The organism is Streptomyces sp. NPDC041135 (genome assembly GCF_055592085.1).
Genome location: NZ_JBVIYZ010000007.1, coordinates 379,111 through 400,004, shown reverse-complemented (window position 1 = coordinate 400,004; position 20,894 = coordinate 379,111). Strand labels below are relative to the sequence as shown.

The following is a 20,894-nucleotide window of genomic DNA, read 5'->3' as shown; positions in this document are numbered from 1 at the left end:
TGTGAGCCGGTACGGACGACCATCGGAGCGCGGATGACCACGGCCAGGGACACAGCCGGGCAGGAGCGGCGGACGCAACGGGTGGCGGGGGCCGAGGTGACACCGGTCGCCGGGCACATCGGCGCCGAGATCACCGGCGTCGACCTCGCCGGCCACCTCGACGACGCCGTGATCGCCCTGATCCGGGCGGCGGTACTGCGCTGGAAGGTGGTGTTCTTCCGTGGGCAGCGCCTGGACCACGCCGCCCACGTCGCCTTCGCGCGGCGCTTCGGCGAGCCCGTCGTGCTGCCCCGGCGCGGCAGCGCCTCACCGCCGGACTTCCCCGCGGTGGAGACCACCGCCGACCGGCTGGAGCTGGGCGGACGCTTCGGCATGGAGCACGACGAGTGGCTGCGCCGGCGCCGGCACACCCTGCTGCGCGGCTGGCACTGCGACCACGGCGCCCGTGTCGACCCGCCCGCCGCGACCGTCCTGCGCGCCGAGACCGTCCCGCCCTACGGCGGCGACACCACCTGGGCCAACCTGGCCGCCGCCTACGCCGGGCTGTCCGCGCCCGTGCGGGCCTTCGTGGACGGGCTGCGCGCGGAACACCGCCTCGGCGTCGGCTACCAGTCCCGCCCCGGCGACGACGCCTACGTCCGCCACCTGCTGGACCACCAGGTCGCCTCCGTCCACCCCCTGGTGCGGGTCCATCCGGAGACCGGCGAGCGGGTGCTGTACGTCAACGGCTACTACGTCGAGCAGATCCGGGACGTCTCCCGCCCCGAGAGCGCGTCCCTGCTGGAGATGCTGCTGGAGCAGGCGGCACGTCCCGAGTACACGGTCCGCTTCCGCTGGGAGCCGGGCAGTGTCGCCTTCTGGGACAACCGGGCCACCATGCACCTGGCCCCCGGCGACCACGCCCACCTGGACGCCCCCCGCGTCATGCACCGGGTGATGTTGGCGGGCGAGGTTCCGGTCGGCGTGGACGGCAGGCCCTCGGAGCCGCTCGTGGGCACCGCACCGGGACGCTGGTGAGCGTCACCGCGCACGGGCGGGCCGCCAGCCCAGCGCCGGGCCCAGCCGGGTCGCCAGGTCCGTGAGGATCTGCACGTAGTCCTCGTGCTCGAAGGTGAACGGCAGCGCGAACGCCACCTCGTCGACCTCGCGGAACGCCGCGTGCCCGTACAGGCGCTCGGCGAGCTGCTCCGAGGTGCCGACCAGGTCCGGGGCGAACAGCAGCCGCGCGGGGCCCTGCGGGGAGGCGGTGCGGGGCAGGCGCCGGGCGGCGTAGGCCTCGTACCGGGCGCGCTGCCGCGGGGTCGCGGAGTCGGTCGGGATCACGACCAGGCCCTGGGAGACGCGCGCCGCGTCACCGTCGGGATGGCGGGCGCGGAAGGCGCGGATGTGGGACAGCTGGACCGCGGCGAAGTCGAACGGCCCCGCCGCGCCCCCGGCGTCACCGCTCCGACCGGCGCCCTCGGTGCTCCCGGTGTCCTCGGCCTTGACGACGCTGCTGGTCAGGAGGTTCATGCCGTGCTCGCCCGCCCAGCGCGCCGAGGCCAGGCTGCCGCCGCCGTACCACAGCCGGCGGCCGAGCCCGGGGGAGTGCGGCTGGACGGTGCGGGCGAACACCTCGAACCTTTCGGTGCCGCTGAAGTCGGAGGCAGGCTCGCCGCGCACCAGGTCCAGCAGCCGCCGCACCCGCGGGTACCCGAAGTCCTCCGCGTCCGCGGTGTCCGGGTAGAGGGCGCCCTTGACGCGCTCGTAGTGCATCGGCGGCCCCACGCTGACGCCCGGGTTGAGCCGGCCGCCGGACAGGATGTCGACGGTCGCGAGGTCCTCCGCCAGCCGCAGCGGGTTCTCCCAGCCGAGCGGGATCACCGCGGTGCCCAGCTCGATCCGGCGGGTGCGCTGCGAGGCGGCCGCGAGGACGGCGACGGGGGAGGAGATGCCGTGCTGGAGGTGGCGGTGGCGCACCCAGGCGCTGTCGAAGCCCAGCCGCTCGCCCAGCTCGATGATCTCCAGCGTGGACTCGTGTCCCGGGCGCGGATCGGCCGGGTCGAACAGGCCGATCGTGAGGAAGCCCAGCTTGCGCAAGGGCTCTGAGGCGGTCGGCACGTGCTCCTCCAGCGGTCGTTCTCCACCGCCCAGTGTGGCAGCCGAGTGTGAACACCGTGTGATCAGTTCAGCGGGATGACGACCTCGTCCTCCACCGGCGGGTCGACCTCCTGGGCGCGGTTGCCGGTCGCCGCGAAGCAGCGCAGCCGGACCGACTCCGGGGTGACGTCCAGCCGCAGGAAGCACTTGAAGAACGGCGGGCTGTAGGTCGCCGAGCCCGGTGAGAACAGCTGGGTGTAGATCTTCTTCACCGGCAGCCGCAGCCGGGACCCGCGGCCCGGCCCGGTCCCGGCGCCCAGCAGGGTCGCGACCAGCCGGGTGCGCCGGGTGACCCGCGCCGCGGCGGCGGGGGAGCGGGTGGGCTCGATGCCGAGGCGCTCGGCGACCACGGCCGCGGCCTCGGCCTCGGAGAGAGTGAAGAAGCGGCGCAGCCGCAGCCGGCGGCCGTACAGGCGGCTGTAGAAGGCCAGCGAGTCGCCGCGCAGGGGATAGCAGCGGAACTCGTCCTCGGTGACGTTCGCGACGCGTACGCGGGGGATGGTGTGGGTGGCGTGCATGAAGGCCCCGCCGCCGCCCGCCACCACGTACTGGACGGTGCGCCCGTCCACGTCGACCGGGTAGCGCTGGTAATTGTGGATGTCCCCGCCGATCGCCGCCACGTACCGGTGCGCCGGGTCGCGGACGATCGCGTCGACCGTGCCGCCGCCCTCGATCGGGCAGGGGTGGTGCTCGCCGTCCACGTACAGCGGGGAGCCGGTGATCAGGATCTTGGGCCGCGGGTCCCGGGACACCTCGCGCAGCCAGGCGCCCTGTTCGGCGTCGACCGTGCCCAGCAGACCGGTGTCTATCCCGACGATCCGCACCGGCCCGGCGTCGATCGCCCAGTACGGCCCCGGCTGCTCGGCCTGTTGCGCCGGCGCCGACCGCAACGCACGGGCCGCGGCGAGGCGTTGCTCGTCGGCCGGGCGGGGCCGGTGCCACAGCCACGTCCGCCACCAGGCCCGGGTGAGCGGGCGGGGCGCCGGCTCGGGGCCGGGCGGCGCGGGGTCGGCGCAGAAGACGCGCATGAACGCGCCGAGGTCCTCGTACCAGTCGTGGTTGCCCGGTATCGCGTAGATCGGCGCCGGGTAGTCCTGGTAGGGGCGGAAGAACTTGACACCGTAGTCGTCCGCGCTGCCGACCGGGTAGATCACGTCGCTGGCGATCACGGCGAAGCTGGTGTCCCGGCCGGCCTTCAGGAAGCCCGGCACGACGGCGTACTGCGAGTCGTCGCCCTCGCCGGTGTCGCCGATGACCATGAAGGAGAACCGGTCCGCCTCCGCGCGCCGGATCACCTTGTCCGCGGGAGCCCCGGCCTCGGCCCGGCGCGCCACCCACCGGCTGCGGGTACGGCCCGTCGGGTCACCGAACCAGGACGCCAGCACGCCGTTGCGGGCGGCCCACAGCGTCCTGGGGCTGAGCCAGGACAGCTTCTCGACCCGGCCCGGCAGCAACTGCCGGTAGGCGCCGCGCTCGGCCGCGCCCCAGCCGGCGCCTTCCGCGGTATCGCGTGAGGAGTCAGACACCGGGGAACCGTAGCAACGCGCTGCCGGGCGGCCGCCAACGGGCCCCGCTCGCGGCGTGCTTGGCCCGCGCGGCCGCCGCGGGCAGGGGCGCCGTGGGGGCCTCGGGGCTCATAGGGAAAACCCTCGATCACCCCGCATCTCGGTGACATGCGCCAGTCAAAACTGTCATTCTCCGTCAGCACACAGTTCCTCCCCGCATCCCGCACACATCTCGGCCCGCACAGCTCAGCTCGGCCCGGACAGCACACCCCGTCTGCCCGGTCTGTCACCGGCCGCGCACCCGCGGCCGTCGCAGGAGGAGTTCGAGTGAGACGCCTTCCCCACAAGCGGATCACGGCCGGAGCCGCCCTGGTCTCCGCCGCCGCCTTCCTCGCCGTCGGTATCCAGGCGGTCCCGGCGACCGCACAGCCCGCCTCCGCCCACCCCAGCCCGCTGCGCACCGGTGGCCTGGAGGCCAGGCTGACCCCGGCGCAGCACAGCGCGCTCGTCAAGGACGCGCGCCGGACGACCACCACGACCGCCCGCACCATCGGTCTCGGCGCCAAGGAGAAGCTGGTCGTCAAGGACGTCGTCAAGGACAACGACGGTACCCTGCACACCCGTTACGAGCGCACCTACGACGGCCTCCCCGTCCTCGGCGGTGACCTCGTCGTGCACACCCCGCCCGCCTCCCTCGCGGCCGGCACGGTCAGCACCACCTTCAACAACAAGCGCGTGATCAAGGTCGCCTCCGTCACCGCGGCCGTCACCAAGTCCGCCGCCGAGACCAAGGCGCTGAAGACCGCCAGGTCCCTCCACGCCGAGCACCCCGCCGCCGACACCGCGCGCAAGGTGATCTGGGCCGGCGCCGGCACGCCGAAGCTCGCCTGGGAGACGGTGGTCGGCGGCTTCCAGGACGACGGCACGCCCAGCCGGCTGCACGTCGTCACCGACGCCACCACCGGCAAGGAGCTGTACCGCTACCAGGACGTCAAGTCCGGCATCGGCAACACCCACTACAGCGGGCAGGTGACGCTGACCACGACCCAGTCGGGATCGACGTACACGCTGACCGACGGGGCGCGCGGCGGTCACAAGACGTACAACCTCAACCACGGCACCTCGGGCACCGGCACGCTGTTCTCCCAGTCCAGCGACACCTGGGGCGACGGGACCAACAGCAACGCCGCCACCGCGGGCGCGGACGCGCACTACGGCGCCGCGGTCACGTGGGACTTCTACAAGAACACCTTCGGCCGCAGCGGCATCAAGAACAACGGCGTCGGCGCCTACTCCCGCGTCCACTACGGCAACGCGTACGTCAACGCGTTCTGGGACGACAGCTGCTTCTGCATGACCTACGGCGACGGCTCCGGCAACAACGACCCGCTCACCTCGCTGGACGTGGCCGGCCACGAGATGAGCCACGGCGTCACCTCCAACACCGCGGGCCTGAACTACACCGGTGAGTCGGGCGGCCTGAACGAGGCGACGTCCGACATCTTCGGCACCGGCGTGGAGTTCTACGCCAACAACAGCTCGGACGTCGGCGACTACCTCATCGGCGAGAAGATCGACATCAACGGCGACGGCAGCCCGCTGCGCTACATGGACAAGCCCAGCAAGGACGGCGGCTCAGCCGACAGCTGGTACTCGGGCGTCGGCAACCTCGACGTGCACTACTCCTCGGGCCCGGCGAACCACATGTTCTACCTGCTCTCCGAGGGCAGCGGCACCAAGACCATCAACGGCGTCACCTACAACAGCCCCACCTCCGACGGCGTCGCCGTCACCGGCATCGGCCGGGCCGCGGCCCTGCAGATCTGGTACAAGGCGCTGACGACGTACATGACGTCCAGCACCAACTACGCCGCCGCCCGCACGGCCGCCCTCAACGCGGCCGGCGCGCTGTACGGCACCAACTCCACCCAGTACGCCGGGGTGGGCAACGCCTTCGCCGGCATCAACGTCGGCTCCCACATCACCCCGCCCAGCAGCGGCGTGACGGTGACCAACCCCGGCAACCAGTCCTCGACCGTGGGCACCGCGGTGAGCCTGCAGATCTCGGCGAGCAGCACCAACAGCGGCGCGCTGTCCTACGCCGCGTCCGGACTGCCGGCCGGTCTGTCCGTCAACAGCTCGACGGGCCTGATCACCGGCACCCCGACGACCGCGGGCACCTACAGCACCACCGTCACGGTGACCGACTCCACCGGCGCGAAGGGAACCGCGACCTTCACCTGGACCGTCGGCACCGGCGGGGGCGGCGGCTGCACCTCGGCCCAGCTGCTGAGCAACCCCGGCTTCGAGTCGGGCAGCACCGGCTGGACCTCGACCAGCGGGGTGATCACCACCGACACCGGTGAGGCGGCGCACGGCGGCTCGTACAAGGCGTGGCTCGACGGCTACGGCTCCACGCACACCGACACGCTGTCGCAGTCGGTTGCCGTCCCGAGCGGCTGCAAGGCGAGCCTGACCTTCTACCTGCACATCGACAGCGCGGAGACGACCACCAGCACCGCCTACGACAAGCTGACGGTCACCGCGGGTTCGACGACCCTGGCCACGTACTCCAACCTCAATAAGGCCACCGGCTACACCCAGAAGACCTTCGACCTGTCCTCCTTCGCGGGCTCGACGGTCACCCTGAAGTTCTCCGGGGTCGAGGACTCCTCGCTCCAGACCAGCTTCGTCGTGGACGACACCGCCCTGACGACCGGCTGACCCCCTGAGGGGCCCCGCACGCGGCACACCGTCCGCGTGCGGGGCCCTTCGCGTGTCAGGACAGGGGGTCGAGCGTCAGATAGGCCTGCTGCGGACTGCCGTCGTTGACCAGCGACTCCTGGTGTCCGACGTCGTCGAAGGCGAAGGCGTACGCCTTGCCGTCGGCCATCTGCGCGTGGATCTTGCGCGCGTAGTGGTTGGTCACCGTGTCCTGGTAGAAGCCCGCCGACGAGGTGTCCGGCTGGTTGGGGTTGGCCAGCAGTGTCGAACGGTTGAAACCGGCGCACAGCGTGCGGGAGATGGGCCCGCGCACGGCGTCGTTCGGGGCGTCCAGCAGCTTGTGGCAGCCGAAGATGCTCGACGCGTCGGGCTTCTGGAAGCTGGTGACGACGGCGCCGGAGGAGTTGGTGAAGTTCATGACGTTGCCCGAGACCCGGCCGTAGTACTTGGTGTTCGGCTGGTCCGCGAAGGGCGTGACGGTCAGCGTCGTGGTGGCGTACTTGCTCCACACGCGGTTGACGTAGTCGTCCATGACGTTCGCCGGCAGCGCCCCGGTCTCCACCCCGTACAGCGGTGACAGCGCCCGCAGCACGGTCCCGTCGGAGCGGGTCTGAATCAGGTTGGCCCAGCCGCCGGGCTGCCCGCGCAGCGCGCTGAAGAACCCGTTCCAGCCGCCCGACTTGAGGTGGCCGGTGGAGGCGACGCTGCCGTCGGCCCGCTTCACGCCGACCGCGTAGGGCGCCGAGAACATGTCGACCTGGGTGCTGTTGAGCCACAGCCCGGAGTCGTTGAGCGTGTACTCCGACCAGTTGAAGAGGATGTTGCGGTTGGGGTCGCTCGGGTTCTGCACGGCCGGCTGCACCAGGCCGCCGGTGGTGAGCCTGAAGTCCAGCTTCTGGCCGTAGGAGAAGTACAGACGGCCGGAGAACTTGGGGATCCGGATCGTCTTGGTCTGTCCGGCCGCCGGGCCGGGTATGGCCGCGTCCGGCGCGGGCGTCGGCGGGTTGCCGCCCGCGGGCCAGGCGTGGAAGACGCCACCGGCGTCGGCCCAGCCCTGCCGGCCCGTCGACAGCTCGGTGCCGAGGTCGTAGAGGTACACCGCGTCGCCGCGGCCGGAGTTGTTGGTGATCGTCAGCGGGATCGTGTCCGGGACGGCGGCACCGGCGGTGTCCGGCGCGGCGAACGCGAGCAGCGCGCCGACCAGCGCCGAGGCCGCCGCCAGGGGCAGCGCGGGACGCGGGAAACGTGGTCGCACTCTCCACCTCCATGTGGGGTTCGAGGTTTGTACGGATGATTGGTCCGTACCGGATTGAGAGCGCTCTCAGAGTCGGGCGGGGAGGCGTTCATGTCAAGAATGTGAACAGAAAACGACGGCGCCCGTTCAGAAACGGGCGCCGCCGGGCGGTGCGGGACGACCCGCTCCAGGGGTCAGAAGGACCGCTCCAGCAGGCTGAGCAGGGCCGACCAGTGCCGCTCGTCGGCCTCCCGGTCGTAGGCGGGCGTGTCCGCCTGGGTGTAGCCGTGGTGCGCGCCCGTATACACCTCGCACGTGTGCCGCACCCCGGCGGCGGTGAGCGCCTCCTCGAACCGCCGGACCTGCTCCGGCGGCAGCGACGGGTCCGGGTCGGCGTGCCCGAAGTACAGCTCCGCGGTGATCCGGTCGGCCATCAGGTGCGGGCTGTCCGGGGCGTCGGTGGCCAGCCGTCCGCCGTGGAACCCGGCCGCCGCCACCACCCGGCCGGGGTGCGTGCCCGCGGTCCGCAGCGCCAGCCGGGCGCCCATGCAGTACCCGGTGATCGCCACCGGCCCGTCCGCGGCCAGGGGGGAGCCGGCGAGCCAGTCCAGATACGCGTCCGCGTCCCGCTCGCTCTGCTCGGGCGTCAGCGACTGCAGCAGGGGACCGAGCCGCTCCCAGATCGCCGGGTCCCCGGCCGGGTCGATGAACTCCGGCAGGTCCACGACCGGCGCCCGGCCGTGCCGGTAGAACACGTTGGGCACCAGGACCGTGTACCCGGCGGCGGCGAGCCGGTCGGCCATCGACCGCAGGTGCGGCCGCAGTCCGTAGGCGTCCTGGTAGAGCAGGACGGCCGGACGGGGACGCCCGTCGTCCGGGTGCGCGAGGTAGGCGTCAGCCGTCCCGTCGGCGGTCGGGATGTCCACGGCTGTTCCCTGTACGGCGGTCATGGCGGGGGTGCCTCCTGGGGTCCCGCCGGGACGGCGGGCACCGCCCCGGCACTGCGTGTACGGCACATGCTGTCACGCATGATCCGTCCCGCCGCACCGGGACGCACCCGCCGGCCCCGCTCACTCGAAGCGGCTGGTGTCCCCCGCCCCGCGCCGGACGATCTCTGCCTCGCCCGAGGAGAAGTCGATGACCGTGGTCGGCTCGGTGCCGCAGTCCCCGGAGTCCACCACCGCGTCCACCGCGTGGTCGAGCCGGTCCTTGATCTCCCAGCCCTGGGTCATCGGCTCCTCCTCGTCGGGCAGCAGCAGCGTGCTGGACAGCAGCGGCTCACCCAGCTCGGCCAGCAGCGTCTGGGTGACCACGTGGTCGGGGATGCGCACGCCCACCGTCTTCTTCTTCGGGTGCAGCAGTTTGCGCGGGACCTCCCGGGTGGCCGGCAGGATGAAGGTGTAACTGCCGGGCGTCGACGCCTTCACGGCGCGGAACACGTCGTTGTCGACGTGGACGAACTGGCCGAGCTGCGCGAAGTCCCGGCACATCAGGGTGAAGTGGTGCCGGTCGTCGAGCCGGCGGATCGAGCGGATCCGGTCCATGCCGTCACGGCTGCCGAGCTGGCAGCCCAGCGCGTAGCAGGAGTCGGTCGGGTATGCGATCAGCGCCCCCGACCGCACCGCGTCGGCGACCTGGTTGATGCTGCGGGACTGCGGGTTCTCGGGGTGCACGTCGAAGTACTTCGCCATCCGCCGAGCTTAAGCCGTGCGCGGGCGGCGGTCGCGCAGGGGCGGGTGCCCGGACCCGCGCCGTGCCCCCCGCACCCTCTGCACACCCCGCCGACCGGCGGCCGGACGGCTCCGGCCGCTTTTTCCGGCGGACCGGTGTGTACCGCGCCGCTTCCCGGGCACACGACCTGATGAGCCGCCCGGGGTCTCCCCCCACCCCGGAGCAGGTGTCTCCGCCGACGGCCCGATCCCCCCGAGGGCCGTCGGCGGAGCCGTTTCCCCGGTCGGGTGGCGTCACCGCCGTAGACCGGGGCGAGGTGGCCGGCCGAGCGGACCGGGGCCCGCACCACGACGGGCCGACCGCACCACGACGGGCCGAAGGCCGCCGCGCCCGCCCAGCAGCATGCGACCGCGCCCGACGGGCCGCGAACCACCCGGCCGTCCGGGCCGAGGAACTCCCCGGCCGGCTGCGTCCCGGCGGGCGCGATACGCGCACGGTGGTCGCCTGGCCCGGCCGCGCCGTCCGGGGTCGTGGTCCGCCTCGAGCACGGCGGGCCGCGATCTGTACGAGGTCGTCCTGGCCCACCTGGCGGCCGGCGGCCTCGCCGCAGCCCGAGCGCGCCCGGGGAACCGGGGCCAACCGGACGCACCTGTGCACCGGTGAGCCCTCCGCGTCCCGGAACGCGCACCGGCGCGACACCCAAGGGCCGCCTCCGCGCGGAGCGTTCACCATCCAGGGGGCCGCGACCGGAACGGGGGACCGGTCGGGCCCCCGTCCGCCGTCGCAACAGACCCTAGTGGGCGGCGGGCTGGGCGGGCAGGTCGAAGACGTGTCCCGGGGAGACGATCCGCGTGACGGCCTGCCCGAAGAGGGTGCTGGGTTCCTGACCGGCGTAGTCGATGTCGGTGTTGAGCACCACCACGACCGTCGCCCGGGCCGCCGGCAGGTAGATGGTCAGGCTCTCGTAGCCCGGCAGGGAACCGTTGTGCCCGATCCAGCCCTGCACGTCGAAGATGCCGAGACCGTACCCGGCGCCCGGGATGCCCGTCGGCGGGGTGGTGAGACGCTGCCGCTGCGTGGCGGCGTTCACCATCCGGCTGCCGTCGGGCAGTTCACCGGTGGCGACCGTACGCGCCCACACCCGCAGGTCGTCCAGCCGGGAGATCATCGCGCCCGCCGCCCAGCCCCACGAGGGGTTCCAGTCGGTGGAGTTCTGCACCCTCCCGTCGGCGGTCTGGTCCGTGTAGCCCTGCGCGTGCGGCTCGGGGAACTCGGCGCCGGTGGGAAACAGCGTGTGGTGCAGACCGGCCGGGTCCAGGACGTGCCGCTGTATGTAGTCCCCGAGCCGCTGACCGCTCCTCTGCTCGACGACCAGCCCGAGCAGGATGAGATTGGTGTTGCAGTAGGAGAACTTCTGGCCGGGCGGGAACAGCACCGGATGCTTGAAGGAGTAGTCGAGCAACTCCTGCGGGGTGAAGGGGCGCCGCGGGTTCGACGTCAGGGCCTTGAAGAACCCCGGGTCCTCGGAGTAGTTGAACAGGCCGCTGCGCATCCCGGCCAGTTCGCGCAGGGTGATCCGGTCGCCGTTGGGCACGCCGTCGACGTACCTGCCGATCGGGTCGTCGAGGCCGGCCTTGCCCTGGTCGACCAGTTGCAGCAGCGCCGTCACGGTGAACGTCTTGGTCTCGCTGCCGATCCGCGTGTACAGGTCCGAGGTCATGTTCTGCCCGGTGCTCTTGTCGGCCACCCCGAAGGAGCGGACGTACCGCCCCTGGTCGGTCCAGACGCCGACGCTCACGCCGGGCACCGACGCCTCGTGCATCACCTTCTGCACGGCGGCGTCGAGTTGGCGCCGCACGTCCGGGGTGAGGGCACGGACGTCCGTGTCCGAGGGCGAGGGCGCCGGGGCGTCGGCGGTGGTGGACGTACCGGGTGCCGCGGCCGGCGCGGCGCCCGCGGCCGGACCGGCGAAGGGCATCAGCAGTGCCCCCACCGCGACGGCGGCTACGGCTCCCCCGGGCAGGCGTGCGAACGGATGCGGCATGGGCTGACTCCAAGCACGTGGGTGACGACCGTGCGGCGGCCGATACGTCGGAGCCCTGACGTCCCAGCATAGGAGGGCGCCGAGCCGGGCGCCTGTCGACCGACGGCGGCACAGCGAACGCCCGATTCGAGTGCCATCGCACACGATCCGATCGTCACACCTTGCTCCTGCCGCGTTTCCAGTCGTAAGCTCCGGGTGTTCCGCCGTCCGGGGCGCGTCGGAGACCCGGGTGATCCGGGCGATCCGGGTGTCCCGGCGTCCCGTCACCACCGCACCCATCCACCGGGGTACTCCATGGACCGCACCCGTCTGCACACCCTCCTGGCCCGCGAGAGCGCCGAGGCGGAACGCCGCAACCCCCGCTCCCGGGCGGCCTACGCACGGGCCGACCACCTCTTCGGCCGGGTGCCGATGACCTGGATGAACAAGACCGCCGGAGCCTTCCCCCGCTACCTGGCCACCGCGCGCGGCGCCCGGATCACCGACGTGGACGGGCACGAGTACATCGACTTCTGCCTCGGCGACACCGGGGCGATGGCCGGGCACTCGCCGGCCGTGGTGGCCGAGGCGGTCCGGCACCGGTTCGAGGAGCTGGGCGGGGCCACCGCGATGCTGCCGACCGAGGACGCCGAGTGGGTCGGCGAGGAACTGACCCGCCGCTTCGGACCGGCCCGCTGGAGCTTCTCGCTGACCGCCACCGACGCCAACCGCTGGGCGATCCGGCTGGCCCGGGCCGTCACCGGCCGGCCGAAGATCCTGGTCAACAGCTACTCGTACCACGGCAGCGTCGACGAGTCCCTGATCGTGGTCGGCCCGGACGGCGGCGGCACGGCCCGCCCCGGCAACGTCGGCGCGCCCTGCGACGTCACCCTGACCAGCCGGGTCGCCGAGTTCAACGACCTGGCCGGCCTCGAACGCGAACTCGCCCACGGCGACGTGGCCGCCGTCCTGATGGAGCCCGCGCTCACCAACATCGGCATCGTCCTGCCCGAGCCCGGCTACCTGGCCGGCGTCCGCGCCCTCACCCGGCGCCACGGCACCCTGCTCATCAACGACGAGACCCACACCTTCTCCGCCGGCCCCGGCGGCTGCACCGCCGCCTGGGACCTGGAACCGGACCTGCTGACCATCGGCAAGGCCATCGGCGGCGGCATCCCGGCCGGCGCCTACGGGCTCTCCCAGGAGCTGGCCGACCGGCTGCTGTCCCGTGCCGACCTCGACCTGGTCGACATGGGCGGCGTGGGCGGCACCCTGGCCGGCAACGCGCTGTCGGTCGCCGCGATGCGGGCCACTCTGGAACACGTCCTCACCGACGGGGCGTTCGACCGGATGGCGAAGCTGGCCGAGCGCTTCGAGACCGGCGTCCGGGCGGGCATCGGGGCCCACGGCCTGCCCTGGTCGGTCAGCCGCCTCGGCGCCCGCACCGAGTACCGCTTCGCCTCCCCGGCGCCGCGCACCGGCACCGAGTCCGCGGCGGCCGCCGACCCGGAGCTGGAGGACTTCCTGCACCTCTACCTCGCCAACCGCGGCATCCTGCTGACCCCGTTCCACAACATGGCGCTGATGTGCCCCGACACGACCGAGGCGGACGTCGACACCCACACCGAGGTGTTCGCCGCCGCCCTCGCGGAACTGACGGGCTGAGCGGACGGACGCGCGACCCGGCCGGGAACGGACGGCGGAAAGCGCCACGGCGGACATCGCTACGGCGGGGAACGGCACGAAGGGGAACGACGTGGACGACATCGACCGGGCCATCCTGCGCGAGCTGCAGAGCGACGGCCGCATCGCCTACGCCGACCTCGGCCCGAAGGTGGGGCTGTCGGCCTCCGCGGCCCGGCAGCGGCTCCAGCGCCTGCTGGACTCCCGGGCGGTCCAGGTGGTCGGCGTCACCGACCCGATGGCCATGGGCGGCCAGGCCATGGCCCTGCTCGGCATCGGCGTGGACGGCGACCCCCGCACCGTCGCCGACGCCCTCGCCGAACGCCCGGAAGTGGTCTACTCGGTGCTCACCTCGGGGGGCTTCGACCTGTTCGCCGAGGTGGTCGCACCGGGCCCCAAGGAGCTGCTGGACTTCGTCAACGACGTCGTCCGCCCCATCGAGGGCGTGCGGCAGCTCCAGCCCTTCCCGTACTTCGGCATCCACACCCACCGCTTCCTGTGGGACGTCGGCTGACCCTGACCCCGGGCCGCCGTACCCCGCGACGCGACCGGCGGCACCGGCGGCGGAGCTCAGCCGGGCGCCGGGACGGGCGTCAGGACGAGCATCGTGGTGTCGTCGTTCACCTCGTGGTGCCGGGCCAGGTCCTCCCACACCAGCTCCGGCAGCCCGGCCGGGTCGCGGCCGGACAGGGCGACGAGCCGTTCGGGCAGCGGATAGAAGGCGCCGGAGGCGTCCCGTGCCTCCCAGACCCCGTCGGAGGCCAGGAACAGGCTGTCGCCCGGCGCCAGCACCAGCGTGACCTCCTTCGGCGGCTCGGTGCCGACCAGGCCGAGCCCGAGCGGCGGCGCGGCGGCGACCTCGGCCTCGCCCGCCCGGCCGTCGTGCAGCACCACCGGAGCCGGGTGCCCGCAGGCCACCACCCGCACCGTGCGGGCGTCCGCGTCGAACTCCAGCAGCAGGGCGGTGGCGAACAGCTCGGCGTTCGGGGTGCCCGCCGAGTCCACGGTGAGCCTGCGGTCCATCCGGGCCGCGACCGCCTCCAGGTCCGGCTGGTCCAGGACCGCCTCCCGGAACGCCCCCAGCAGCGCCACCACCGTGGCGACCGCCGCGAGACCGTGACCGCGCACGTCACCCATCACCACCCGCACCCCGTACGGCCCCTCGCGCACCTCGAAGAAGTCCCCGCCCACCAGCGTCCCGTGCTCGGCGGCCCGGTACAGCCCCGTGCACCGCACGGACCCGGCGCGCTCCGGCAGCGGCGGCAGCACGGCCCGCTGCACCGCCTCACCGATCGTGCGCTCCATGACCAGCTGGGCGTCCCGGTGACTGCGCACATAGGCCACGAACACGCTCAGCAGCGCGACGAACACGATGGTGGTCAGATCCGCGTTGCCCGGCCGGTCCAGCTGCGTGGCCGGCACGTTCAGCACCACGATCACCAGCGCGCCGAGCACGGCGGTCGCCAGCGGCCCGTACGACAGGACGGCCAGTGGCGGAATGGCGCCCAGCAGGAAGCCGAGGTCCAGCGGGTCCGGGCTGATCAGCGTCGCCGCCGTCACCCCGGCCAGCAGCAGGACCGGTAGCACCCGCACCCACGCGGGCGGCGGCGCGCCCCGCAGCCAGCCCCGCTCGTCCAGCTGCCGCCGCGTCGGCCGGCCGCGCACCGCTCTCACGCTCCCACGCTACGCCGGGCCCGGCACCCGGCGCCCGCACGCACCGCTCCCGAGCCGGTGAACACGGGAGCGGGGGAGCGGGCCGGTGAGCGGGCACCGGTGGGCGCGAAACCGTGGTCACGGCAAAACCGGTGGACGCCGGCGCCGCGTCCCGCTTACCGTGATCTCCACGCCCGACCCGGACGGAAGGAGGCGAGTGCCGTGCAGTTCATTCCCATCCAGCGCTCCCTCCCCGCCACCCGGGCGTGTCACGTCTGACCTACCGGGAGCGCCGCGTCGTCGCACCCATCCCGGAGGAACCGTGACCGCTGTGGTCATCCGCACGCTCGACGAGAGCAGTGCCCATCTCTTCGACACCCTGCCCGACCCGCTGCTCCTCGCCGAGAAGCACCGGCAGACCCGTTTCCGGCCCGAGTGGAAGCGCGTCGCCCTGCGCGGGGGCCGCGTCGTGGCCCGCGCCGCCTGGTGGGGCCGTCCCGAGGACACCGAACCGCTCCTCGTCAACTGGCTCGACGCCGCCGACGGCGAGGAGGAGGCCGCGGCCGAACTGCTGCGCACCGCGCCCTGGCAGGTGCCGGAACTGGAACTCGACCTGCCCAGCGGCTGGCGGGACACCCCGCGGACGCGGTCGGCCGCCGAGACCGCCCGCACCGCCGCGGGCAAGGCGGGCTTCGAACCGCTGGCCGAGCGCTTCGTGTACCGCTGGACCCCGCGCGACGGCCTGCCCGAGCGGCCCGGACGCCTGGTCTTCGCGGCCGAACCGGACGACGACGTGTTCGTCGACGCCCTGCGCCGCATCCACTCCGTCACCCTGGACGCCCACGCGCTGCGCGCCATCGCCGAGGGCGGCACGGACCTGGCGGCGCAGCGGGAACTGGAGGTCTTCCGCTGGTTCCCGTCACCGCGCGAGTGGTGGCAGGTCGCCCGCACACCGGACGGGGAGACGGCCGGCATCCACATCCCCGCGCGCAACCCGTCCGGCCCCTGCGTCGGCTTCATCGGCGTCGTACCGGACCAGCGCGGCCACGGCTACGCCTACGACCTGCTCGCCGAGTGCACCCACTTCCTCGTCGAGCGCGGCGCCGAGTTCATCGCCGCCGCCACCGACCGGGCCAACACCCCGATGGCCGCGCACTTCGCCCGGGCCGGCTATCCCGTCCTGCGTGAGCGCCTGAACTTCTGGACCGCGGCGCCGGCCCCGGGGACCGCGCAGAGCGCCGGCTGACGGCTGTCAGCCGGCGTTCCCGGCCAGCCGGTCCTGGGCCGCGGCCAGGATCTCGGTGACCCGGAGCCCGAACGCGGCGTCGCAGGGGTGCGGACGGCCCGTGCGGGCGGCGGCGAGCAGGGCGTCGGCGGCCCGCGCGAGGGCGGGTACGGCCCCGTCCGCGCTGCGCGGCAGCACGCTCACCCCGGCCTCGCCCCGCAGCTCCACGTCGGCCCCGGCCGCCGCGGGCGGGGCCGAAAGGCTCAGGGTGAGGGTGCTGGACGCGCCGGTGGCGTGGTCGAGCACCAGGTGGACGGTGTCGCCGGGGCCGTGGGCGGCCGCCGCCACCGCGCGCACGTCACCGAGCACCGGCAGCAGCACGGACAGCGCGTGCGGGCCGACGTCCCACAGCGCGCCCTTCTCCCGCCGCCAGGGCGACGCCGCGAACGGACTGTCACCCGTGAACACCGCGCCCAGCCACTGCGCCCGGGCCGTGAACCAGCCCGCCACCGCGGCCTGTTCCTCGATCCAGGCCAGCGGCTCCGGCTGGAAGCGGGTGGTGAAGAACACCACGGAGGCCACCCCGGCCCGCTCCGCCGCCTCCACCACCGCCCGCCCCTCGGCGACGTCCAGCGCCAGCGGCTTGTCCAGCAGCAGGTGACGGCCCGCCCGGGCCGCCCGCACCGCCACACCGGCCTGCACGGACGGCGGCAGCGCCACCGCCACCGCGTCCACGTCGGCGAGGAGGGCGTCCTCGGTGTCGTACGTCCGGACGCCGTGGAGTTCGGCCAGTTCCGCCGCCGCCTGCGGACGTCGGCCCCACACGCCGGTGAACTCCAGCTCCGGGTGCCCGGCGAGCGCGGGCGCGTACGCCGCCCGCGCCCACGGGCCCGTGCCCAGCAGTCCGATGCGCATGTCGTGTTCCCTTCGTCGTCCTGTGCTCAGCGGAGCCATGTGCTCACGTCGTCGTGCCCCGGCGGCCGTCGGCGTACGGCTGCCCGGCCGGGCCGGTGCCGTCCGCCAGCCACCGGGCGATGCTCCCGGCGATCGGCTGTCCCGTGTCCATCTCGATGAACCCGAACTGGCCCGACTGGTTGCACTCCAGGAACCACCAGATCCCGTCGGCGTCCTCCGCGAAGTCGAACGCACCATAGGCGAGCCCGGCGTCCCGCAGGTAGCGGTGGACGGCCTCGGCGACCCGCTGGGGCACGTCCGCCGGGAGCCAGGGGGACACGGACGGGGCGAAGCGGACGTCCACGTCGTCGGGTCCGGCGGCGGGGTCGGCCGGCTTGCGGGCGGCCAGCAGCCGGTCACCGACCGCCGTCAGCCGGATGTCGGCCCGCTTGGCGATCCGGCGCTGCAGCAGGGTCGGACCGAAGGCCACGGCGGCGAAGTCCGTGTCCGGCGCCACCCGGCTGGTGGGCACCGCCCGGGGCGGCTCCTGCGGGTGCGCGCCGGAGACGGGCTTGACCACCAGGTCCGGGTAGCGCTCCATGAACGCCCGCGCGGCCTGCGGGAACGTGGTGATCAGGGTGGCCGGCACGGCCAGTCCGCTGCGCTGCGCCAGGCGCAGCTGCCACGGCTTGTGCCGGGCCCTGCGGGCGGCGTCCGGGTCGTTCATCCAGCGGGCGTCGGTGCAGCGGAGCATGCCGTACAGCGCCTGGGAGGACTCCTCCGTCAGCCAGGCGGACGGCTGGGCGGCGCGGGCGGCCGGGACGCCGGGTCTGCGTACCCAGACGGACCGCAGCCCGTCCATGCCCACCAGGCGGCCGCCGACGGACAGGTGCCCGCGGCAGCCGCCGTGCGTGTACTCGCCCGACAGGGCGACCCCGCTGGTGAGGTCGGCGGGGTCGAACCGGACGACGGGCACGCCGATCTCGCCCAGCCGGAGGACCACCATGTCCGCCGTCACGTCCTCTTCACTGGTCAGGATGAGCACGGTCATCGTGGGGCCGCGATCAGTCGTCGAAGTGCGTCTTGGAGCCGGCGGTGGAGGTCGTGGTCCCCAGGGCCCTCAGCGTCGCGTGGTCGGTCGCCGCGATCCGGCCGTCGGCGAGGACGTTCAACTGCAGTCCGGAGTCGTACGCGTACGGTGGGGTGACGTCCAACTGCACTGCCGGGCGAGCGTAGTTGAGCGTGAACGGTTGCATGGTGGTCTCCCTGTTTCGGCTTCCACGTCCTTATACGAATCGAACGGGTGGATGGTTTCCTCACGCTCCGTGATCGTCGCCACGAAAGCGCCTCCCACCGGGCCCGATGGCGGATGAAGCCGGACGGACAACGAAACGTTCTCCCGTTGACCGCCGGGATAGCATTTCCGCATGGCACATGACACCCGCGACCCGGCCCGGCTGCGGCTGTCCGCGCTCGCGGAGGTGCCCGCCGCGGACGGCGCGCCCGCGCGGCGGCCGGCCGAGGACGCGGCGCTGCTCGGCCGGCGGCCGGCGGCGGCCGGCCGGTCCGGACCGGACGGCGGGGACCCGCCGCAGGTGTCCGCCGACGGCATCGGCGCCGCGCTCGGCCTCCTGGACGGACTGCGCCTCCAACCGGACCGGCCGGAGAGCCAGGTGCTGATGGAGGCCCGGCGGCGCGGCATGGACCGGCGGCAGATCGCCCGGCACCAGGGGCTGAACTCCTCCCAGGCCGCCTCCCAGCGCCGCCGGCGGCTCACCACCCGACTGGAGGAGATCCGCCAGGGTGTCCGGTAGAAAGACGGATGTGGAAATGACGGACCAGCCCGATGAGCTGTTCGCGGCGGTCGACTCGCTGCTCGCCGCCGTGGACGGCGGCACGGTGCTGCCCGCGCCCGCGGAACGCGTCCGGCTGCGGGAGGCGGCCGGCCTGACCCGGGCCGCGGTGGCCCAGGCACTCGGTGTGCGCGTGCCCAGCATCCAGGCCTGGGAGGCGGGCCGCTCCGAACCCAAGGGCGAACGCCTCGAGGCCTACCGCCGCCTCCTCGAAGGCCTCACGGCGCGTTACCCGGCGCCCGGCGCCACGGCCGCGGCGCCCGCCACCGAGGCCGCCGCTTCCCCGGCCGAGAAGGCGACCCCGCCCGCGCACCCGAGCGGCGAACCCGACGACAGGGAACCGCCCACCGCTCCCGCACCCGCCCCGGCGACCGGCACCGCCGGCTCCCGCCCCGCTCCGGCGGCCGCCGCCGCAGGCCCGGCGGCCGCTGCCGCCTCGCCTGGCACCGCCGCTCCCGCCGCCGCCCCGGCGGCCGCGCGCTCCCGTCGGCCGGTGGCCGGGCGGGCGGCGCCCGCGCAGCCCCGCGCGGTGGCCGGGACCGCCGAGGCGCCCGACCCCCGATTCGCCCACGGCCCCCTCGCCGTGGTGGACGCCTCCGACGGGGAGGTCACGGCCTACTGCGTCGGCGGACTGGTGCTGGACGTGCCCGCCAAGTCCCTGCCGGCGCTGGTGGAGTGGGCGCTGACCGAGGCCCGGCTCGGCCAGGCCCGGCTGCACCGGGCGGGCAAGGACGCCGACCCGCTCGTCGTCCTGACCGAGTCGGCGTGCGAGCGCTACGGGCTGCCCGCACGGCTCACCGACGAGGAGCGCCTCGCGGGCCGGCTCGACGACACGCACAAGGCGGTCCGGCAGCTGACGAAGGCCGACTGGCGCCTCACCCGGCGCGGGCTCGGCCCCTGGGCGCGCGTCTTCCGCCCCGCGCAGGGCGCCCGGCGCAGCTGTGTGCAGCTGTGCCTGCCGTCCTGGCACGCGCTGGACCCCCGCCACTGGGGCGACGCCGCCGCACTGCCGCCCGCCGCCCTGGCCCGCGTCCTCGGCACCTACGCCACCCGCGTCCTCACCCCGCGCGGCTCCACCGCCGTCACCGGCCTGGAGCTGATGACCGCCCTGCACCCGCCGACCCGTGCCGTGCGCGGCGCCGGCGGGGAGTGGGTGTCGGCGCCGAACCCCGGTGCGCTGACCGAGGCGGTCGACTGCGCCCCCTGCGAGGCCCCCGACGGCCACCCCCTCCTCGCCCACCTGCCCCGCTTCCACCAGCGCACCCCGGCGGAGGTGCTGCGCGAGGAGGCCTACGACTGGGCGCGGCCGCTGACCGACGAGGAGTGCATGCGCCCCCACCTCGTCGGCATCGACGTGAACATGGCGTTCGCCGCGGCCGCCAACCGCACGGTGGTCGGGCTCGGCGCCCCGGTGCACGCGCACAACCCGGCCTTCGACCCGGCGCTGCCCGGGTCCTGGCTGGTCGACCTCTCCCACGTCCGGCTGGACCCGCGCCTGCCCAGCCCCTTCACCCCCGACGGCGAGCCGCCCGAGGGCCCCGCCTGGTACGCGACGCCGACGGTGGCGTACGCGCTGGAACTCGGCTACGAGGTCGCCCCGCTGGAGGCGTACGTGCGGCCGGAGCACGGCGCCTACCTGGACGCCTGGTACACCCGGCTGCGGGACGCCTACATCGCGACCATGGCCGACCTGGGGGTGAGCGCCGGGATGCCGCCCGAGGAGTTCCTGGTCGCGATGGACGCCCACCGGGACCGGGACCCGGAACTCGCCCTGGTGCTGGCCGCCGTGAAGGCCACGGTCAAGGGCGGCATCGGCAAGCTGCGCGAGCGCGCCCGCAGCGGCTGGCGCCCGGGGGAGCGCTGGCCCGCCCTCGAACGGCCCACCTGGCGTCCCGACATCCGGGCCGCCGTCATCTCCAAGGCCCGGGTGAACATGCACCGCAAGATGCTCACCATGGCCCGGGCCACCGGCCGCTTCCCGGTCGCCGTGCTGTCGGACTGCGCCGTGTACGCCTCCGACGGCCCCGGCCCGCTGGACTTCCTGCCCTACCGCGACGGCAAGCCGCTGCCCGGCGGTTTCCGCCTCGGGGTGAGTCCCGGCATGGTCAAGCACGAGGGCACCCAGAGCGTCCTGTGGGCGGAGGGGCTGCGCGAGGAGCACGGCGACCACCTCAACCTGGCCCGCTACATCAAGTCGGGCCGGATCGCCACACCCGACGACGGCGAGTGAACGGGCTGGACCGAGGGAGCCGGAGGGACCCGGGGGACCGGGGGTGCCGTGAGCGGCGGC

17 protein-coding genes are annotated in these 20,894 nt (G+C 73.9%); 7 read left to right on the top strand and 10 right to left on the bottom strand.

The annotated features are described in order from the left end of the window. Window positions 1–33 precede the first annotated feature (33 nt). Window positions 34–1,017 carry a TauD/TfdA dioxygenase family protein gene (locus ACZ6CZ_RS19710; RefSeq protein WP_469022547.1) on the top strand — a complete coding sequence of 328 codons (984 nt, stop codon included), beginning with the start codon at window positions 34–36 and terminating at the stop codon, window positions 1,015–1,017. Window positions 1,018–1,020: 3 nt separating this feature from the next. Here the strand turns inward: ACZ6CZ_RS19710 and ACZ6CZ_RS19705 are convergent, their stop codons facing one another. Together ACZ6CZ_RS19705 and ACZ6CZ_RS19700 are read right to left on the bottom strand one after the other, a co-directional pair. Beyond that, window positions 1,021–2,100 (bottom strand): LLM class flavin-dependent oxidoreductase, encoded by a 1,080-nt coding sequence (locus ACZ6CZ_RS19705; protein ID WP_469022545.1) that lies wholly within the window; start codon window positions 2,098–2,100, stop codon window positions 1,021–1,023. A gap of 62 nt (window positions 2,101–2,162) precedes the next feature. Next, window positions 2,163–3,665 carry a metallophosphoesterase family protein gene (locus ACZ6CZ_RS19700; protein ID WP_469022542.1) on the bottom strand — a complete coding sequence of 501 codons (1,503 nt, stop codon included), beginning with the start codon at window positions 3,663–3,665 and terminating at the stop codon, window positions 2,163–2,165. Window positions 3,666–3,971: 306 nt separating this feature from the next. Between ACZ6CZ_RS19700 and ACZ6CZ_RS19695 the strand changes: the two genes are divergently transcribed. After that, the gene (locus ACZ6CZ_RS19695) at window positions 3,972–6,368 is read left to right on the top strand and encodes a M4 family metallopeptidase (RefSeq protein ID WP_469022540.1); all 2,397 of its coding nucleotides are present in this window, start codon (window positions 3,972–3,974) and stop codon (window positions 6,366–6,368) included. Between the two features lie 55 nt (window positions 6,369–6,423). On the opposite strand, the gene ACZ6CZ_RS19690 is transcribed toward ACZ6CZ_RS19695, so the two are convergent. From ACZ6CZ_RS19690 to ACZ6CZ_RS19675, 4 genes are all read right to left on the bottom strand, one after another. Then, window positions 6,424–7,623 (bottom strand): glycoside hydrolase family 64 protein, encoded by a 1,200-nt coding sequence (locus ACZ6CZ_RS19690; RefSeq protein WP_469022537.1) that lies wholly within the window; start codon window positions 7,621–7,623, stop codon window positions 6,424–6,426. A 173-nt stretch (window positions 7,624–7,796) separates the two neighbouring features. Beyond that, window positions 7,797–8,552: a dienelactone hydrolase family protein gene (locus ACZ6CZ_RS19685; RefSeq protein WP_469022534.1), complete on the bottom strand. Its 756-nt coding sequence runs from the start codon at window positions 8,550–8,552 to the stop codon at window positions 7,797–7,799. Between the two features lie 120 nt (window positions 8,553–8,672). Then, entirely contained in the window at window positions 8,673–9,293 is a 621-nt protein-coding gene (locus tag ACZ6CZ_RS19680; protein WP_469022532.1) for an L-threonylcarbamoyladenylate synthase, read from the bottom strand. 773 nt (window positions 9,294–10,066) lie between these two features. Beyond that, complete coding sequence (locus ACZ6CZ_RS19675; RefSeq protein ID WP_469022529.1) at window positions 10,067–11,317, bottom strand: serine hydrolase domain-containing protein; 1,251 nt, start codon at window positions 11,315–11,317, stop codon at window positions 10,067–10,069. A 294-nt stretch (window positions 11,318–11,611) separates the two neighbouring features. Between ACZ6CZ_RS19675 and ACZ6CZ_RS19670 the strand changes: the two genes are divergently transcribed. Next, entirely contained in the window at window positions 11,612–12,961 is a 1,350-nt protein-coding gene (locus ACZ6CZ_RS19670) for a transaminase (protein WP_469022527.1), read from the top strand. A gap of 91 nt (window positions 12,962–13,052) precedes the next feature. Continuing rightward, window positions 13,053–13,493, top strand: a complete 441-nt coding sequence (locus tag ACZ6CZ_RS19665) for an Lrp/AsnC family transcriptional regulator (protein ID WP_469022524.1) — start codon at window positions 13,053–13,055, stop codon at window positions 13,491–13,493. A gap of 56 nt (window positions 13,494–13,549) precedes the next feature. Here ACZ6CZ_RS19665 and ACZ6CZ_RS19660 read toward each other — a convergent pair whose 3' ends face one another. Further along, window positions 13,550–14,653 (bottom strand): PP2C family protein-serine/threonine phosphatase, encoded by a 1,104-nt coding sequence (locus ACZ6CZ_RS19660; protein WP_469022522.1) that lies wholly within the window; start codon window positions 14,651–14,653, stop codon window positions 13,550–13,552. A gap of 301 nt (window positions 14,654–14,954) precedes the next feature. Between ACZ6CZ_RS19660 and ACZ6CZ_RS19655 the strand changes: the two genes are divergently transcribed. Then, a complete protein-coding gene (locus tag ACZ6CZ_RS19655; RefSeq protein ID WP_469022518.1) occupies window positions 14,955–15,878 on the top strand; it encodes a GNAT family N-acetyltransferase in 924 nt (307 codons plus the stop codon). A 6-nt stretch (window positions 15,879–15,884) separates the two neighbouring features. On the opposite strand, the gene ACZ6CZ_RS19650 is transcribed toward ACZ6CZ_RS19655, so the two are convergent. Genes ACZ6CZ_RS19650 through tgmA form a run of 3 tightly spaced genes read right to left on the bottom strand, consistent with a single transcriptional unit; the run spans window position 15,885 to window position 18,007 of the window. Beyond that, window positions 15,885–16,772: a Gfo/Idh/MocA family protein gene (locus tag ACZ6CZ_RS19650; RefSeq protein ID WP_469022515.1), complete on the bottom strand. Its 888-nt coding sequence runs from the start codon at window positions 16,770–16,772 to the stop codon at window positions 15,885–15,887. A 43-nt stretch (window positions 16,773–16,815) separates the two neighbouring features. Continuing rightward, entirely contained in the window at window positions 16,816–17,802 is a 987-nt protein-coding gene (gene tgmB, locus ACZ6CZ_RS19645; protein WP_469022511.1) for an ATP-grasp ribosomal peptide maturase, read from the bottom strand. Between the two features lie 13 nt (window positions 17,803–17,815). Beyond that, window positions 17,816–18,007 (bottom strand): putative ATP-grasp-modified RiPP, encoded by a 192-nt coding sequence (tgmA, locus tag ACZ6CZ_RS19640; protein ID WP_469022509.1) that lies wholly within the window; start codon window positions 18,005–18,007, stop codon window positions 17,816–17,818. Between the two features lie 171 nt (window positions 18,008–18,178). On the opposite strand from tgmA, the gene ACZ6CZ_RS19635 reads away from it, so the two are divergent. After that, window positions 18,179–18,565 (top strand): hypothetical protein, encoded by a 387-nt coding sequence (locus ACZ6CZ_RS19635; protein ID WP_469022506.1) that lies wholly within the window; start codon window positions 18,179–18,181, stop codon window positions 18,563–18,565. A 16-nt stretch (window positions 18,566–18,581) separates the two neighbouring features. Further along, complete coding sequence (gene tap / locus ACZ6CZ_RS19630) at window positions 18,582–20,834, top strand: telomere-associated protein Tap (RefSeq protein WP_469022503.1); 2,253 nt, start codon at window positions 18,582–18,584, stop codon at window positions 20,832–20,834. The last annotated feature ends 60 nt before the right edge of the window (window positions 20,835–20,894 follow it).

Bases quoted from the DNA above. Each gene is read 5' to 3' on its own strand.
- ACZ6CZ_RS19710 (WP_469022547.1), top strand. From the start codon at position 34: ATGACCACGGCCAGGGACACAGCCGGGCAGGAGCGGCGGACGCAACGG.
- ACZ6CZ_RS19685 (WP_469022534.1), bottom strand. From the start codon at position 8,552: ATGACCGCCGTACAGGGAACAGCCGTGGACATCCCGACCGCCGACGGG.
- ACZ6CZ_RS19680 (WP_469022532.1), bottom strand. From the start codon at position 9,293: ATGGCGAAGTACTTCGACGTGCACCCCGAGAACCCGCAGTCCCGCAGC.
- ACZ6CZ_RS19675 (WP_469022529.1), bottom strand. From the start codon at position 11,317: ATGCCGCATCCGTTCGCACGCCTGCCCGGGGGAGCCGTAGCCGCCGTC.
- ACZ6CZ_RS19670 (WP_469022527.1), top strand. From the start codon at position 11,612: ATGGACCGCACCCGTCTGCACACCCTCCTGGCCCGCGAGAGCGCCGAG.
- ACZ6CZ_RS19650 (WP_469022515.1), bottom strand. From the start codon at position 16,772: ATGCGCATCGGACTGCTGGGCACGGGCCCGTGGGCGCGGGCGGCGTAC.
- tgmB (WP_469022511.1), bottom strand. From the start codon at position 17,802: ATGACCGTGCTCATCCTGACCAGTGAAGAGGACGTGACGGCGGACATG.
- tgmA (WP_469022509.1), bottom strand. From the start codon at position 18,007: ATGCAACCGTTCACGCTCAACTACGCTCGCCCGGCAGTGCAGTTGGAC.
- ACZ6CZ_RS19635 (WP_469022506.1), top strand. From the start codon at position 18,179: ATGGCACATGACACCCGCGACCCGGCCCGGCTGCGGCTGTCCGCGCTC.
- tap (WP_469022503.1), top strand. From the start codon at position 18,582: ATGACGGACCAGCCCGATGAGCTGTTCGCGGCGGTCGACTCGCTGCTC.